Genomic DNA, 14,733 nt, shown 5'->3' on the forward strand with positions numbered 1-14,733 from the left:
CCCACTGCTGGAAGGACCTCGCGCATGTACGCCATCGACCTGCTGCCGGCCGAGGAGTTCGACGCCGCGATCAAGGATCTGGCCGTTCTGCTCGCCGACGCCGTAGACGACGGCGCGTCCGTCGGCTTCCTGTCGCCGTTCAGCCTGGAGGAGGCCGCGGCCTGGTGGCGGGCCCAGGCCCCGGCCGTGGCCGCGGGCACCCTGCGGGTCTGGGTCGCCCGTGACGACTCCGGCGTCGCCGGCACGATCGGCCTCGCCCTGGCCACCAAGCCCAACTCCCGCTACCGTGGCGAGATCATCAAGCTCATGGTCCACCGCGACGCCCGGGGCCGCGGCCTGTCCCGCGCGCTGCTCGCCACCGCCGAGCGGGCCGCGCTCGCCGCCGGCGTCCACCTGCTGATGCTCGACACCGAGACCGGCAGCACCGCCGAGCACGTCTACCTCACCGGCGGCTGGACCCGCTACGGCATCGTCCCCGGCTACGCCGCCTCCCCGGACGGCACGCCGGCCGCCTGCAGCTTCTTCTACAAGGACCTCCGGTGATCACCGTGCCGACGCGCAGATGCCTCGGACTTGTGCTGTCCGTCCTGACGATCTGCGGCTGTTCCGCCGCGCCGGCCGCGTCGCCGACGCCGGTTCGCCCGTCCGTGACGGCGCGGCGGTTGGTCGACCTGACAGTGAGCAAGGTCCTGATTCGCGCTCCGGCTGACGCGGCATGGTCCGTGCTCATCGCCAGAGTGTGAAGACCCCTCAACCTGTCCACCGGCTGCCGGAGGGTATCGTTCGATCGCAGATGAACGGCCGGATTGTTGTGGGAACCCTCCATGACCGAAGCATGCCGTTCTGGTGTGAGATCGACTTCATGAAGAATGCAGGCAAGTGGCGACGGTTCCCCACCGGAGACCTGGCGAGGGTGGCGGTGTTCGCCGCGCTCATCGCCGTGCTCGGGCTGCCGGGCTCGGTCAACGTCTTCGGCAACCTGGTCCCGATCACGCTCCAGACCCTGGGCGTGATGCTGGCCGGGGTGATCCTCGGCGCGTGGCGGGGCGCGCTGGCCGTCGCCGTCCTGCTGGTGCTGGTGGCGGCCGGGCTGCCGCTGCTGGCGGGCGGGCGCGGCGGGCTGGGCGCGTTCATCGGGCCCTCCGCCGGGTTCCTCATCGGCTGGCTGCCGGGCGCGGCCGTGACCGGCTGGCTCACCGAGCGGGCCGGCCGCAGCCCGAGCCTGCTCCAGCTCGTCGTGGCCTGCCTGGTCGGCGGCATCGGCGTGATCTACCTGTTCGGCATCCCCGTGCAGGCGCTGGTCACGGGCGCGTCGCTGCCGGCCGCCGCGGCGCTCAGCGCCGTCTTCCTGCCCGGCGACGTCATCAAGGCGGTGCTGGCCTCGGTCGTGGCGCGGGGCGTCCAGCGGGCCTATCCGGACGCGGTGCCCGCCGTGCACCGCGAACGGCTCCGCTCGGGCTGGGGGCGTTGAGCGGTTCATGCCGGTAGCAGCACACGTCCTGCGGCACGCCGCCGCCCGCCCCGGCGCCGTCGCGCTCCGCGGACCGGGCCGCGAGCTCACCTACGCCGGGCTGGCCGGCGACGTCCACGGCGCCGCGCGGCGGCTGCGCGGCCGGGGCGTACGGCCCGGGTCGCTCGTCGCGATCGGGCTCGCCGATCCGGTCGCGCTGCTGACCGCCGTGCTGGCGGCCGACCTCGCCGGGGCCACCCCGCTCGTCGGCGACCCGGCCTGGGACCGGCCGCGCTGGGCGCGCATGCTCGCCGCCGCGCCCCCGGACCTGCTGGTCGACGAGCCGCTGCCGGCCGCGCCCGGCCCCGCGATCGTCCCCGCTCCCGCGCCCGGCGACCTCGCCTGGGCCTGCTTCACCTCCGGCAGCACCGGCCGCCCCCGCGCGATCGTGCGCACCCGCGCCTCCTGGGCGGGATCGTTCCCGCACCTGGCGGACCTGGCCGGGATGAGCGCCGACGACGTGGTGCTGGTGCCGGGACCGCTGTGGTCCTCCCTGTACGCCTTCGCCGCCGTGCACGCCCTCGCCATCGGCGCGACCGCGCTCGTCCCCGGCCGCCGGCCGACGGGCCGCGGCCCCGAGAGCCTGGCCGCGCACCTGGACCTGGCCACGGTCGTGCACCTGGTGCCGCACCTGCTGCCCACCGTGCTGGCCGCCCCCGGATCGGTACGCGCCGCCGTGGCGGGCGGGGCCGCGCTCGCCCCCGGCGTACGAACGGCCGCCGAACGGGCCGGCATCCGGGTGGTGGCCTACTACGGGGCGAGCGAGCTGTCATTCGTCGCCGCCGACGCCGACGGGGCGGGGCTGCGCCCGTTCCCCGAGACCGAGATCGAGGTCCGGCCCGGCGCGGGCGGGCTGGGGGAGGTATGGGCGCGCTCGCCCTGGCTGGCCGAGGGCTACCTGGGCGGCGCGAGCGGGCCGCTCCGCCGCGACGGCGACGGCTGGATGACCGTCGGCGACGTCGCCCGCCCCTACCGGCCGGGGGAGCCGCTGCGGCTGCGCGGGCGCGGTGACGGCGCGATCCAGACCGGCGGGGCCACCGTCGTGCCCGAGGACGTCGAGGAGGTGCTGCGCAAGGTGCCCGGCGTCGGCGACATCGTGGTGATCGGCTCGCCGCACCCGTCCCTGGGCTCGGTGGTGACCGCGGTCGTCGAGGGCGACGGCGGCGCGCCGCCGCCCCGGGCGCTGCTGGAGGCGGTGGCCCGGAGCGGGCTGGACGCGGCGCAGCGGCCCCGCCGCTGGTACGCGGTGCCCAGCCTGCCCCGCACCGGCGCGGGCAAGCCGGCCCGCGCGCTGGTCGCGTCCCGCCTGGCCGGCGGCGACCCCGGCATCAGGCGGCTGACGTGACCGGCTCCGGCATCAGGGCGGCCGATCCCGGCGCGCCCGTCGTCGTGGCGGCCCGCCGCACGCCCATCGGCACGGCCGGGCACGCTTACAAGGACCTCGCCGTCGAGCTGCTGGCCGCCCCGGTCGTCGCCGCCGTCGCCCGCGACGCCCGCCTCGACGGGACCCCCGTGGACGACGTCGTGCTCGGCAACTGCATGGGCCCCGGCGGCAACGTGGCCAGGGTCGCGGCGCTGGCGGCCGGGCTGGGGAACGAGGTGCCCGGCCTCACCGTGGACCGGCAGTGCGGCAGCGGGCTGGCCGCGATCCTCGTGGCGGCGCAGGCCGTACGGGCGGGGGAGGCGGAGCTGGTGATCGCGGGCGGGGCCGAGAGCGCCTCGACCGCGCCGCTGCGTACCCGCAGGGGGGAGAGCGAGCCCTACGCGCGGGCGCCGTTCGCGCCGGACGGCCACCCGGACCCCGACATGGGACCCGCCGCCGAGGCGCTGGCCGCCGCGCGCGGCATCACCCGCGCCCGCCAGGACGCCTACGCCGCCCGCAGCCACGCCGCCGCGCTCGCCGCCCGCGACGCGGGCGCGTTCACCGAGGAGATCGTCCCGGTCGGCGGCCGGCACGACGACCAGCGCCCGCGCCCGCTGCGCGTGGCGTCCCTGGCCCGTCTTCCGGCCGCTTTCACCACGCCCCCGTCAGCGGGATCGGTGACGGCCGGCAACTCCTCCCCGATCAGCGACGGCGCGGCGGCCGTCGCCGTCGTGCCGGAACGGCTGCGCGCCGGCCGGCCCGGGCTGCGGCTGGTCGCCGGGGCCGTGACCGGCTGCGACCCCGCGCTGCCCGGCTGGGGCCCGGTCCCCGCCGTACAGCGCGTGCTGGCGCGTGCCGGGATCGGCATCGAAGAGGTGGCGGCCGTGGAGCTCGTGGAGGCGTTCGCCGCCCAGGTGCTGGCCGTCACCGACGCCCTCGGGCTCGACCCGCTCGGCGCCGACGCCGGCCGCGTCTGCCCGGGCGGCGGCGCGCTCGCGCTCGGCCACCCCTGGGGAGCGACCGGCGCGGTCGTGGTGACCCGGCTGTTCACCCGGCTGGTACGCGGCGGAGCCCCGCCCGGCACGCTGGGCCTGGCCGCGGCGGCCGTCGGCGGCGGCATGGGCGTGGCGGCCCTGTTCGAGGTGGTGTGAAGTGGGGGGAACGTGATCGAGTTCGCGGACGTGCGGGTCCGGCTCGGCGAGCGGGACGTGCTGCGCGGCGTCACCGCCTCGCTCGGCGAGCGGCGGATCGGCGTGGTCGGGGCCAACGGCTCCGGCAAGAGCACGCTCGCGCGCCTGATCAACGGCCTGGCGCTGCCGACGTCCGGCACCGTGACCGTGCTCGGCCTGGACACCCGCCGCCACGCGGCGAGGATCAGGCGCGAGGTCGGCTTCCTGTTCACCGACCCCGACGCCCAGATCGTCATGCCGACGGTGGCCGAGGACGTCGCGTTCTCGCTGCGCCGCCACCGCCTGCCCCGCGAGGAGGCCGACCGGCGGGTCGCCGAGGTCCTCGGCCGCTACGGCCTAGCCGGTCACGCCGACCATCCGGCCCATCACCTGTCCGGCGGGCAGAAGCAGCTCCTCGCGCTGTGCTCGGTGATGGTCCTGGAGCCGCAGGTGATCGTCATGGACGAGCCCACCACGCTGCTCGACCTGCGCCACTCGCGCCAGGTGGCCGACCTGCTGCGCGAGCTGCCGCAGCAGGTCGTGGTGGTCACCCACGACCTGCCGCTGCTGGCCGGCTTCGACCGCGTGCTCGTGCTCGACGAGGGCCGCGTGGTCGCCGACGGCGCGCCCGAGGAGGCCGTCGGCCACTACCGGAAGCTCATGGCGTGAACGGCAGGACCGGTGCCTACGTCCCCGGCGCCTCGCCGCTGCACCGGCTGCCCGCCGGGGCCAAGCTGGTCGGGCTCGCCGTCGTCTGCACGGCCCTGGTGCTGCTGAGCTCGCCGCTCGCGCTGGGGGGCGCGGCGGTGCTCACGGCGGCCCTGTACGCCCTGTCCCGCGTCGGCGTGGTGGCGGCGTGGGCGCAGGTGCGGCCGGTGCGCTGGTTCGCGGTGGCGCTGTTCGCCCTGCAGTGGGCGTTCGTCGGTCTGGAAGGGGCGGCCGTCACGACCCTGCGGGTGGTGGTGGCCGTGGCGCTGGCCGGGCTGGTGACGATCACCACGCGCACCTCGGACATGATGGCCGTGCTGGAGCGGCTGATGGCCCCGGCGCGGCTGGTCGGGCTGGACCCGTTCCGGCTGTCGCTGCTGCTGTCGCTGACGATCAGGACGGTGCCGGTGCTGGCGGACCTGGCGGGCCGGGTACGCGACGCGCAGCGGGCCCGCGGGGTCGAGCGCAGCCTGCGGGCCTTCGCGGTGCCGCTGGTGGTCGGCGCGCTGCGGCACGCCGACGCCCTGGGCGAGGCGCTGAGCGCCCGCGGCCTGGACGACTGACCTTATCTCAAGTTTGACTTATATAAGCAGGACCTGAAATACTCGGGTCGTGCACGCATTCGACGTCCTCGGCGATCCGGTCCGGCGCCGGATCCTGGAGCTCCTCGCCGGCGGTGAGCGAAGCTCCGGCGAGGTCACCGCCGTCATCCAGCAAGAGTTCGGCATCTCCCAGCCGGCCGTCTCGCAGCACCTGCGGGTGCTGCGCGACAACGGGTTCGCCAGCGTGCGGGCCGCGGGCACCCGGCGGCTCTACGCCGTCGAGGCCGGGCCGCTGCGTGAGGTCGACCTCTGGCTGGAGCGCTTCCGCGGGTTCTGGGACCAGCGCCTCGACGCCCTGGCCACCGAGCTGGCCCGCGGCAGGCGCGAACGCAGACCGGCCACCGAGAAGAAGGAGACCCCTGATGAACATGGTTGACGAGATCACCCGGGCGCACCGGGAGTTGTTCGACGGCGAGCGCAAGGAGCTGGTCATCCGCCGCCGCTACGAGGCCGAGATCGAGGACGTGTGGGACGCCTGCACCGACGCCGACCGGCTCAAGCGCTGGTTCCTGCCGGTGAGCGGCGAGCTGCGGCTCGGCGGCAGATACCAGTTCGAGGGCAACGCCGGCGGCGAGATCCTGGAGTGCGTGCCGCCCCGGCGGTTCAAGGTGAGCTGGGCGATGGGCGACGCCCCCGGCCTGTCGGAGGTCGAGGTCGAGCTGACGTCCGAGGGCGGCGCCACCCTGTTCGAGCTGCGGCACGTCGCCGAGGTCCCGCCGAAGATGTGGGAGGGGTTCGGCTGCGGCGGGGTCGGCGTCGGCTGGGACCTCGGGCTGCTCGGCCTGGCCCTGCACCTCTCCGGCGGCGAGAAGGCAGGTGAGGACACCTTCCACCTGACCCCGGAGGGCCGGCAGGTCATCACCGCCTCGGCCCGGGCGTGGGGCGCGGCGGAGGAGGCGGCCGGCATCCCGGCCGGACAGGCGGCCGCCCACGTGACCGCCGTCACCTCCTTCTACGCCCCGGAGCCCGGCGCCTAGATCGGACCGGCCGGGTGGGCGGCGGGGCTCGGAGGTAGGGTGGTGAGTGAACATTCACTAACCCCTCCGAGAAAGGGGACGCCCATGAGGCTGGCAGTCTTCGGAGCGACCGGCGGCATCGGGCTCGAACTGGTCCGTCAGGGCCTCGACCGGGGCCACGAGATCACCGCCGTCGTACGCGCCGCCGCCCGGCTGCCCGCCGGGCTCCGTGACCGCGTCGAGGTCGTCGAGGCCGACGTCATGGACCCCGCCGCCGTCGCCCCCGGCGTCGCGGGCCGTGACGCCGTGCTCAGCGCCATGGGCAGCCGCGAACGCGGCCCCACCACCGTCCACTCCGGCAGCGTCGCCGCCATCACCGAGGCCATGCGCCGCGCCGGCGTGCGGCGCGTGCTGACCGTCGGCGCGGCCGGCATGGTGGCCGACGCGGGCGACGGCCCCTTCACCCGGTACGTGCTCAAGCCGCTCATCGTGCAACCGCTGTTCCGCCACTCCTACGCCGACCTCGCGGCCTCGGAGGAGCTGCTGCGCCGCGCCGGCCTCGACTGGACCGTCGTCCGGCCCGGCCGGCTGCGCGACGCCCCGCCCACCGGCCGCTACCGCACCTCCTGGGACCGCTGCGTCAGGGGCGGCCACAGCACCGTGCGCGCCGACACGGCCGACTGCATGCTCTCCCTCCTGGACGATCCGGCGAGCGCCGGCCACGTCGTGTACGTGACCTCCTGACCAGGGATCAGGCGGGCCAGCGGCCGTCGGCCCGCGCCCGTTCGACGGCCGCGAGCCCGGCGGGGCGCATCCGGCCGGCCGCCGTCAGCCGCGCCACCCGGTCCACGTTCGACCGCGACCAGGCGCTGCGCGGCCGGCGCGGGGTGTAGCGCTGCAGGTAGGTCGCCGCGTCCCGCGAGCGGGTCAGCCCGTCGATCCAGCCGTGGCACAGGGCCTCCTCCACCGCCTCCTCGTACGTCAGCCGGGTCGGCTCGACGGTGCCCTTCTTGGCGAGCACGACCCACACCTCGCTCGCGCTGCCGGCGTGCCGCTCCAGCCAGTCCCGCCAGGCGGCGGCGTCCTCGAAGATCTCCATGGGTCCATCATCGCGCCCAAAGTGCTCATCCCCTGAGTCCTTTTCCTGCCAGGATGAACGCATGCGCGCAGACCGCCTGGTCGCCGCCCTCCTCCTGCTCCAGGGACGCGGCCGCCTGACCGCCTCGGAGCTGGCCGGGGAGCTGGAGATCTCCGTCGCCACCGCCCGCCGCGACCTGGAGGCGCTGTCGGCCGCGGGCATCCCCGTCTACCCGCAGCCGGGACGCGGGGGCGGCTGGTCGCTGGTGGGCGGGGCGCGTACGGACCTGACCGGGCTGACGGCCGCCGAGGCGCGGGCGCTGTTCCTGCTCCTCGGCCCGGCCACGCCCGCCGCGCCGGCGCTCACCTCGGCCCTGCGCAAGCTCGTACGGGCGCTGCCGGCCACCTTCCGCGCGGACGCCGAGGCGGCCGCGCGGGCGGTGGTGTCGGACCCGGCCGGCTGGGGTGAGGCGGGACGGGAGCCGCCCGCCCTGGTCCGGACGCTGCAGGACGCGGTCGTCGCCGGGCGCAAGGTGCGCCTCACCTACGCCCGCAAGGGCGGCGAGCCGGCCGAGCGGCTGGTCGATCCCCTCGGGCTGGTGGACAAGGACGGCCTGTGGTACCTCGTGGCGGGCACAGAGGCGGGCCGGCGGACGTACCGGGTGGACCGCGTCACCGCCGCCGAGCCCACCGAGCTGCCCGCCGAGCGGCCGGACGGCTTCGACCTCGCGGCGGAATGGGAGCGCGTCGTCGGCGAGGTCGAGCGCCGCCGCTCCCTCGTGACGGCGGTGGTGCTCGTCGCCGGGCGGCACGCCGGGGTCCTGCGCGACCACTTCGGACGCCACTGCGAGGTGCTCGGGCACGAGCCGGACGGCCGGGCCCGGGTACGGGTCGCCGCCCCGATGGCCCTGTCGATCGCCGAGCAGCTCGCCGGCTGGGGCGCCCAGGCGGAGGTCGTCGAGCCGGAGGAGGTGCGCGCCGAGCTGGCCAGGATCGGCGCCGAACTCGTCGCCCGCTACGCGCCCGAGGCAGCGGTGCGGCCGGAGGGGTGAGGTTTACCCCCGGTTGGGTCGGGCAGCAGCCTCATTCCGAACTTATCTGATCATCTCTAGCCTTGAGGCTCATGACTGACTGGCTCATCGGACTGATGGAGACGCTGGGGGCCCCAGGGGCGGGCCTCGCGATCGCGTTGGAGAACCTCTTCCCGCCCCTGCCCAGCGAGGTGATCCTGCCCATGGCGGGTTTCACCGCCAGCCAGGGGGAGCTGGACCTGCTGGACGTGATCGTGTGGACCACCATCGGCTCCGTCGTCGGGGCGCTGGCGCTGTACTGGGTGGGCGCGATGCTCGGGCGCGACCGCGTGATCCGCCTGGTGGAGCGGATGCCGCTGCTGAAGACGTCCGACATCGAGAAGACCGAGGCGTTCTTCCAGCGGCACGGCCGCAAGACGGTCTTCTTCGGACGGATGATCCCCGTCTTCCGCAGCCTCATCTCCATCCCGGCGGGGGTGGAGCGCATGCCGCTGCCCATGTTCCTGCTCCTCACCACCGGGGGCAGCCTGATCTGGAACGTCATCTTCGTCTACGCCGGCTACCTGCTCGGGGAGCAGTGGCATCTCGTGGAGACGTACGTGGGGGTCGGCACCAACGTGGTGATCGGGATCGTCGTGGCCGCCGTGCTGGTGTTCATCGGGGTACGGGTGGCCGAGCGGCGCAAGGAGAAGAAGGCGGCGCGCCGCTGACCCGGCCAGATCCCCGCCCTCGGGCCGCCTGGCCCGAGGGCGGGGATCTTTCCGTCAGTGGCCGGCGCCGGCCAGGTTGAGGCCGACGACGCCGAGGAGGATGAGCCCGATCGAGATCAGCTTCAGCGGGGACGTGTCCTCGCCGAGCGCGATCATGCCGAGCGTGGCGGTGCCGACGGCGCCGATGCCGGTCCACACCGCGTAGGCGGTGCCGACCTCCAGGTTCTTCAGCGCCATCGCGAGCAGCCCGAACGACAGCACCGCGGACACGCCGAAGGCGACGCTCGGCCAGAGCGCGGAGAACCCGTTGGTGAGCTTGAGCGAGTAGGCCATGACGACCTCGAACAGACCGGCGGCGATGATCAACAACCAGGCCATGACGGCTCCTTCCCAGGGAGCGTCGTCTTTGCAGGCCGGGTACGGCGCGTCTCGTCCGGGCGGGCCACCGGATCGGGGCCCGCGTCCACGACAACGGCCCGTCCGCCGCTCCTATTCCGGTCTGCCCGATCACAACCGTTCAAGACCCGCGCCCGCTCCCTCCGCTACAACGGATGCCGCTGGAGAGGGAGGTGGGGCGGATGACGGTGGGGTTCGCCGGGCTGGGCCTCATGGGGCAGCCCATGGCGGTCAATCTGGCCAGGGCCGGCGCGCCGCTCGTGGTGTGGAACCGGACCCCGTCCCGCGCCGAGGCGCCGCGGGCGGCCGGGGCGCGGGTGGCGGCGGACCCGGACGAGCTGTTCCGGCTGGCGCGGGTGGTGCTGCTCATGCTGGCCGACGAGGCCGCCGTGGACGCCGTGCTGGGCCGCGGCACCCCGAGCTTCGCGTCACGCGTGTCCGGCCGGATCGTGGTGCACATGGGGACGACCGCGCCCGCGTACTCGGCGGCGCTGGCCGGCGACGTGCTCGCGGCCGGCGGCCGGTACGTGGAGGCCCCGGTGTCGGGCTCGCGCGGCCCCGCCGAGGCCGGCCGGCTCGTGGCGATGCTGGCGGGCGAGGCGGGCGCCGTGGAGGAGGTACGGCCGCTGCTGGCCCCGATGTGCTCCGGGACGGTCCCGTGCGGGCCGGTCCCCGGGGCGCTGCTGATGAAGCTGGCGGTGAACCTGTTCCTCATCACGATGGTGAGCGGGCTGGCCGAGTCGGCCCACTTCGCCGCCCGGCACGGGCTGGACATGGAGACGTTCGCGCGGGTGCTCGGCGCCGGGCCGATGGCCAGCGACGTCTCGCGGGTCAAGGCCCGCAAACTGGTCGAGGGCGACTTCGCCGCCCAGGCGGCCGTCGCGGACGTGCTGAAGAACAACCGGCTCATCGCCGAGGCGGCGCGGGAGCGCGGCGTGGCCGCGCCGCTGCTGGACGTCTGCCACGCGCTGTTCGCCGAGACGCTGCGGCTGGGGCACGGCGGGCTCGACATGGTGGCCGTGATCCGCGCGATCGAGGCCAGGACGGAGAGAGGACGGACAGCGTGATCATCGTCACCGGCGGCTCACGGGGGATCGGCGGCAGCATCGTGGAGCGGCTGAGCGCGGGCGGCGCGAGCGTGCTGTTCACGCACTCCGGCTCCGACGAGGAGGCGCGGGAGCTGGAACGGCGGCTCGGGCCGCGGGTCCGCGGCCTGCGCCACGACGTCAGGGACGACCCCGGGACGCTGTTCGCCGCGGCCGAGGCGATGGGTGAGGTGATGGGCGAGGTGACCGGGCTGGTGAACAACGCGGGCGTCACCGGACGGCTCGGCCCGTTCACCGAGCTGACGGACGACGACCTGCGGCGCGTGGTCGAGGTCAACCTGGTCGCGCCGCTGCGCCTGTGCAGGGAGGCGGCCCGGCGGTGGCGGGGACGGCCGGCGGGCGGGAGGGCCATCGTGACGATCTCGTCGGTCGCGGCCCGCACCGGATCGCCCGGCGAGTACGTCGCCTACGCCGCCACCAAGGCCGCCGTGGAGACCATGACGATCGGCCTGGCCAAGGAGCTCGCCCCCGAGGTGCGGGTCAACGCCGTGTCGCCGGGCACCATCGACACCTCGATCCACGCGCGGGCGGGCGAGCCCGGACGGGCGTGGCGGGTGGCCGAGCGGGTCCCGCTGGGGCGTCCCGGGCGGCCGGAGGAGATCGCGGCGGCGGTGGCGTGGCTGCTGTCGGACGAGGCGTCGTACGTGACCGGCGCCGTCATGAACGTCGCCGGCGGCCTGTAGCACAGCTAGGGGCGCAGGGCGGCCAGCCAGCGGCCCGGGGTGAGGCCGTAGGCGCGCTTGAACATGCGCGTCATGTGGGCCTGGTCGGCGAAGCCCGCCTCCAGGGCCGCCTCGCCCAGCGGCGTGCCGTGCCGCAGCGCCCGCCGTACGACGTCGAGCCGGCGCATCGTGCGGAAGCGGGTCGGGCTGGTGCCGAAGGCGGCGCGGAACTGGCGGGCCAGCGTCCACCGGTCGAGCCCCGACACACCTTCCAGCTCCGCCACCGTCAGCCGCGCGGCCGGGTCGGCCGCGATCAGCTCGCGCACCCGCGCCAGCGCCGCCACCGCCAGCGGCCCGGGACCGTCCTGTACGGGGCCGCCGGCGTGCCTGCGCAGCGCGTCGGCCACCAGCACCGCGACCTCCAGCCGGGCGAACGCGCCCAGCGGCTCGTCCATCCGGCGCAGGCAGGCCAGCAGCGACGGGTCCATCCCTGACGACGCGACGATCGGGTCGGCCACGAACGGCAGCGGCCCGCCGCCCAGCGCCTCCCGCACCAGGAACGGATCCACGTACAGGATGCGGTAGCCGAACCCCTCGTCACTGCCGGCCGCGCCGTCGTGCGGCTCGTCGGGATGCAGGACGTGCCACTCGCCCGGCAGGCAGTGCCGCCGCTCGCCCCGGTAGCGGAAGGTCTGCACGCCGGACAGCGTCACGCCGAGGGCGTAGGTGTCGTGGCGGTGGGTGGCGAACGCCGCGCCGACGAGTCTCGCCTCCAGCCGTTCGATGCCCTCGGCGCCGTGGCCGAAGCGCAGCCGCTGCCCGGGGACCGGCTGCAGATGCTCGCTCAGGTCGTCCATCCCGGACGGGACTCTAGCACCGGGCGCGCGGGGTAGGGGGGAGCGAGGAGAGACAGGAGGCGACGTGGGCAGAGCCGTGTACGTCGGCGCCGCCGTCGAGGTGGCGGCGCCGCCCGAGCAGGTGTTCGCGCTGCTCACCGACTGGGCCAGGCAGCGGGAGTGGATGTTCCTGACCAGCACCCGCCAGGTGGCCCCTGACGCCGTCGAGGCCTACACCGGGGTGGGGCCGGTCGGGTTCATGGACACGATGACGATCACCCGGTGGGAGCCGCCCGAGCTGGTGGTGATGGAGCACACCGGGCGGCTGGTGCGCGGCCGGGGCGCGTTCCGGGTGCGGGCGCTCGGGAGCGGCAGCCGGGTGATCTGGACGGAGGAGCTGCTGGTGCCGTTCGGGGCGCTGGGGCGGGCCGGATGGCCGCTGGTGCGGCCGGCGGCCAAGGCGGTGTTCCGTCACAGCCTGCGGGGGCTCGCCGCCCTGGCGGCGGCCGAGCGGCGGAGGTGACCTCGGGGCTTCAGGCGTCCACGGAGACCTTCGCCGCGCCGATGCGCCCCATGCGTTCGGTGCCCCAGGCGCCGAGGGGGGCGAGCGCCGCGTTGAGCGAGACGCCGTGCTCGGTCAGGGAGTACTCGACCTTCGGCGGCACCTCGCGGTAGACCTCGCGGTGCACCAGGCCGTCCTCCTCCATCTCGCGCAGATGCTGGACCAGCATCTTCTCGCTGACGCCCGGCAGGCCGCGGCGCAGCTCGGCGAACCGGCGGGTGCCGTGGTGGTGCAGCTCCCAGAGGATGAGGGACTTCCACTTGCCGGCGACCACGTCCATGGCCGCGTCGATGCCGCAGAAGTAGGGACCCCGTCGTGCCGATGACGCCATCCGCTCTCTCCCAGCCGTACTTACTTTTTGGTAAGTACCTGACTAAATAGTCCGTACTGGTCAACCCTACCGGTAGTGGACAGGATGGGGCCATGACGAACCACGACATTCAAGTGAGCGTTCTCGGCCTGGGAGAGATGGGCGGCGCGCTCGCGGCCGCCCTGGTGGCGGCCGGGCATCCGGTGACGGTGTGGAACCGGTCGCCGGGCAAGGCGGACCGCCTGGTCGCGCAGGGCGCGCGGGCCGCCGCCACGGCCGGTGACGCGGTGCGGGCCGGCCAGCTGGTGATCGTCTGCCTGCTGGACGACGCCTCGGTCCGCGAGGTGCTCGAACCGCTCGCGGGCGAGCTGGCCGGCCGGACCCTGGTCAACGTCACCACCACGACACCGGCCCAGTCACGGGAGATGGCGGCCTGGGCGAAGCGCGCCGGGGTCGCCTACCTCGACGGCGGCATCATGGCCGTGCCGCCGATGATCGGCCGGCCGGGGTCGTCGGTCCTCTACAGCGGGTCGGCGGACGCCTTCCACGAGCACAAGCACCTGCTCGACCTGTGGGGGAGCAGCACCTACTTCGGCGCGGACGCCGGCCTCGCCTCCCTGTACGACCTCGCGCTCCTCTCCGGCATGTACGTCATGTTCGCCGGGTTCATGCACGGCGCCGCCATGGTCGCCCCGGCCGGCGTGACGGCGAGGGAGTTCGCCGCCATGGCCGCCCCGTGGCTGACCGCCATGACCGGCGGCTTCGAAGGGTTCGCCGCGGTGATCGACGGCGGCGACTACACCGTGCCGGGGCAGCAGAGCCTGGAGTTCTCCGACCTCAGTCATCTCGTGGCCGCCAGCGCCGAGCAGGGCGTCAGCACCGAGGTCGTCGCCATGGTCCAGAAGCTCGTGCAGCGCCAGGTCGACGCCGGTCACGGGAAGGAGGGCTTCGCCAGGATCATCGAGAGCATCAGGCGACCGGCCTGACGGCCCGCCTCCCCGCGCCGTGCCGGGCCACGGCGGCGGCGAACGCGGAGATCACCGGATGCGGCCGGCCGTCCCGCTCGGCCAGCTCCGGCTGGAACAGCGTCGCCAGGAAGAACGGATGGCCGGGCAGCTCGGCGACGCGGGCGGCCCCGTCGTCAGCACCGTCGTCGGCGGCGTGGCCGGAGAAGACCAGCCCGCCCGCGGTCAGGGCGTCCCGGTAGGACTCGTTGAGCCCGTACGAGCAGACGTAGGACTCCAGCGTCTCCGGCGCGGCCACGATCCTGGCGACGAGGGTGCCGGGCGTGAGCCGGACCAGGCTCTCGTGACCGGCCAGCGAGCAGGCCAGCGGCGTGAGCAGGAAGTCGCGGCCGGCCGGGTCGTTCTCGGCGTGCGCCACGTCCAGGCCGCACACGTGGCGTGCGTACTCCAGGAGCATGTGCTGGAAGCCCGCGCAGGTGCCGAGGAACGGCAGGCCGCCCTCCCTGGCCACGCGCACGGCCTCGACCGCGCCCGCCTCGTCCCGGTACGGGCTGCCGGGCAGCAGCCACACGCCGTCGAAGCCGTCCAGCCCGGCGGCGACGTCCGTGGTGGGGATCCAGTAGGGGTCGAGGGCGATGCCGTCGCGCTCCCGCAGCGCCTCCATGACCCAGGGGACGCGGGTGTGCGAGCGGACGCTGGGGGAGCGGTCCCCGACGAGGGCGATTCTCATGCCACCATCGTGACGGCCGCTACCGGTGAAGCGCCAACGA

Annotated in this window: 21 protein-coding genes and 1 riboswitch; of the genes, 16 read left to right on the forward strand and 5 right to left on the reverse strand. The window is 74.9% G+C overall.

Translation table 11 applies throughout. The features are described from left to right. Positions 1–24 precede the first annotated feature (24 nt). The 10 genes from ACBR40_RS03570 to ACBR40_RS03615 all read left to right on the forward strand — a co-directional run bounded on the left by ACBR40_RS03570 (position 25) and on the right by ACBR40_RS03615 (position 7,052). Positions 25–543: a GNAT family N-acetyltransferase gene (locus ACBR40_RS03570; protein ID WP_364462574.1), complete on the forward strand. Its 519-nt coding sequence runs from the start codon at positions 25–27 to the stop codon at positions 541–543. Continuing rightward, positions 540–743 (forward strand): hypothetical protein, encoded by a 204-nt coding sequence (locus ACBR40_RS03575; protein WP_371247358.1) that lies wholly within the window; start codon positions 540–542, stop codon positions 741–743. The genes ACBR40_RS03570 and ACBR40_RS03575 overlap by 4 nt, the downstream gene beginning before the upstream one ends. 119 nt (positions 744–862) lie before the next feature. Beyond that, positions 863–1,471 (forward strand): biotin transporter BioY, encoded by a 609-nt coding sequence (locus tag ACBR40_RS03580; protein ID WP_371247359.1) that lies wholly within the window; start codon positions 863–865, stop codon positions 1,469–1,471. A 7-nt stretch (positions 1,472–1,478) separates the two neighbouring features. Further along, complete coding sequence (locus tag ACBR40_RS03585; RefSeq protein WP_371247360.1) at positions 1,479–2,855, forward strand: AMP-binding protein; 1,377 nt, start codon at positions 1,479–1,481, stop codon at positions 2,853–2,855. Next, the gene (locus tag ACBR40_RS03590; RefSeq protein WP_371247361.1) at positions 2,852–4,024 is read left to right on the forward strand and encodes a thiolase family protein; all 1,173 of its coding nucleotides are present in this window, start codon (positions 2,852–2,854) and stop codon (positions 4,022–4,024) included. Before ACBR40_RS03585 ends, ACBR40_RS03590 begins: the two co-directional genes overlap by 4 nt. A 12-nt stretch (positions 4,025–4,036) precedes the next feature. After that, complete coding sequence (locus ACBR40_RS03595; RefSeq protein ID WP_344216314.1) at positions 4,037–4,711, forward strand: ABC transporter ATP-binding protein; 675 nt, start codon at positions 4,037–4,039, stop codon at positions 4,709–4,711. After that, positions 4,708–5,313 carry an energy-coupling factor transporter transmembrane protein EcfT gene (locus ACBR40_RS03600; RefSeq protein WP_371247362.1) on the forward strand — a complete coding sequence of 202 codons (606 nt, stop codon included), beginning with the start codon at positions 4,708–4,710 and terminating at the stop codon, positions 5,311–5,313. Before ACBR40_RS03595 ends, ACBR40_RS03600 begins: the two co-directional genes overlap by 4 nt. A gap of 49 nt (positions 5,314–5,362) precedes the next feature. After that, positions 5,363–5,728: a metalloregulator ArsR/SmtB family transcription factor gene (locus tag ACBR40_RS03605; RefSeq protein WP_344216311.1), complete on the forward strand. Its 366-nt coding sequence runs from the start codon at positions 5,363–5,365 to the stop codon at positions 5,726–5,728. After that, the gene (locus ACBR40_RS03610) at positions 5,715–6,329 is read left to right on the forward strand and encodes an SRPBCC family protein (protein WP_371247363.1); all 615 of its coding nucleotides are present in this window, start codon (positions 5,715–5,717) and stop codon (positions 6,327–6,329) included. Before ACBR40_RS03605 ends, ACBR40_RS03610 begins: the two co-directional genes overlap by 14 nt. An 84-nt stretch (positions 6,330–6,413) precedes the next feature. After that, positions 6,414–7,052: an NAD(P)-dependent oxidoreductase gene (locus ACBR40_RS03615; RefSeq protein ID WP_371247364.1), complete on the forward strand. Its 639-nt coding sequence runs from the start codon at positions 6,414–6,416 to the stop codon at positions 7,050–7,052. 7 nt (positions 7,053–7,059) lie between these two features. Here ACBR40_RS03615 and ACBR40_RS03620 read toward each other — a convergent pair whose 3' ends face one another. Further along, positions 7,060–7,407 (reverse strand): hypothetical protein, encoded by a 348-nt coding sequence (locus ACBR40_RS03620; protein WP_344216305.1) that lies wholly within the window; start codon positions 7,405–7,407, stop codon positions 7,060–7,062. A gap of 61 nt (positions 7,408–7,468) precedes the next feature. Here ACBR40_RS03620 and ACBR40_RS03625 point away from each other — a divergent pair, with 61 nt between their 5' ends. Next, a complete protein-coding gene (locus ACBR40_RS03625) occupies positions 7,469–8,437 on the forward strand; it encodes a WYL domain-containing protein (RefSeq protein WP_344216303.1) in 969 nt (322 codons plus the stop codon). A 71-nt stretch (positions 8,438–8,508) separates the two neighbouring features. Then, on the forward strand, positions 8,509–9,126 hold the full coding sequence (locus ACBR40_RS03630; RefSeq protein WP_344216301.1) for a DedA family protein: 618 nt from the start codon (positions 8,509–8,511) through the stop codon (positions 9,124–9,126). Between the two features lie 54 nt (positions 9,127–9,180). On the opposite strand, the gene ACBR40_RS03635 is transcribed toward ACBR40_RS03630, so the two are convergent. Beyond that, on the reverse strand, positions 9,181–9,504 hold the full coding sequence (locus tag ACBR40_RS03635) for a multidrug efflux SMR transporter (RefSeq protein WP_344216299.1): 324 nt from the start codon (positions 9,502–9,504) through the stop codon (positions 9,181–9,183). Between the two features lie 16 nt (positions 9,505–9,520). After that, a riboswitch (guanidine-III (ykkC-III) riboswitch) is annotated at positions 9,521–9,588 on the reverse strand. A gap of 89 nt (positions 9,589–9,677) precedes the next feature. Between ACBR40_RS03635 and ACBR40_RS03640 the strand changes: the two genes are divergently transcribed. Together ACBR40_RS03640 and ACBR40_RS03645 are read left to right on the forward strand one after the other, a co-directional pair. After that, a complete protein-coding gene (locus ACBR40_RS03640; RefSeq protein WP_371247365.1) occupies positions 9,678–10,589 on the forward strand; it encodes an NAD(P)-dependent oxidoreductase in 912 nt (303 codons plus the stop codon). Continuing rightward, positions 10,586–11,311: an SDR family NAD(P)-dependent oxidoreductase gene (locus ACBR40_RS03645; RefSeq protein ID WP_371247366.1), complete on the forward strand. Its 726-nt coding sequence runs from the start codon at positions 10,586–10,588 to the stop codon at positions 11,309–11,311. The genes ACBR40_RS03640 and ACBR40_RS03645 overlap by 4 nt, the downstream gene beginning before the upstream one ends. 5 nt (positions 11,312–11,316) lie before the next feature. Here ACBR40_RS03645 and ACBR40_RS03650 read toward each other — a convergent pair whose 3' ends face one another. Then, a complete protein-coding gene (locus ACBR40_RS03650; RefSeq protein ID WP_371247367.1) occupies positions 11,317–12,147 on the reverse strand; it encodes an AraC family transcriptional regulator in 831 nt (276 codons plus the stop codon). Positions 12,148–12,211: 64 nt separating this feature from the next. Here ACBR40_RS03650 and ACBR40_RS03655 point away from each other — a divergent pair, with 64 nt between their 5' ends. Beyond that, entirely contained in the window at positions 12,212–12,649 is a 438-nt protein-coding gene (locus ACBR40_RS03655) for an SRPBCC family protein (RefSeq protein ID WP_371247368.1), read from the forward strand. A gap of 10 nt (positions 12,650–12,659) precedes the next feature. Here ACBR40_RS03655 and ACBR40_RS03660 read toward each other — a convergent pair whose 3' ends face one another. Further along, the gene (locus tag ACBR40_RS03660) at positions 12,660–13,019 is read right to left on the reverse strand and encodes a helix-turn-helix domain-containing protein (protein WP_344216289.1); all 360 of its coding nucleotides are present in this window, start codon (positions 13,017–13,019) and stop codon (positions 12,660–12,662) included. 92 nt (positions 13,020–13,111) lie between these two features. Between ACBR40_RS03660 and ACBR40_RS03665 the strand changes: the two genes are divergently transcribed. Further along, positions 13,112–13,984: an NAD(P)-dependent oxidoreductase gene (locus ACBR40_RS03665; RefSeq protein ID WP_371247369.1), complete on the forward strand. Its 873-nt coding sequence runs from the start codon at positions 13,112–13,114 to the stop codon at positions 13,982–13,984. Here the strand turns inward: ACBR40_RS03665 and ACBR40_RS03670 are convergent. After that, complete coding sequence (locus ACBR40_RS03670) at positions 13,968–14,693, reverse strand: hypothetical protein (RefSeq protein WP_371247370.1); 726 nt, start codon at positions 14,691–14,693, stop codon at positions 13,968–13,970. The two genes, ACBR40_RS03665 and ACBR40_RS03670, sit on opposite strands and share 17 nt — an antisense overlap. Positions 14,694–14,733 lie beyond the last annotated feature (40 nt).

The organism is Nonomuraea sp. AD125B (assembly GCF_041402765.1).
GTDB lineage: Bacteria > Actinomycetota > Actinomycetes > Streptosporangiales > Streptosporangiaceae > Nonomuraea > Nonomuraea bangladeshensis.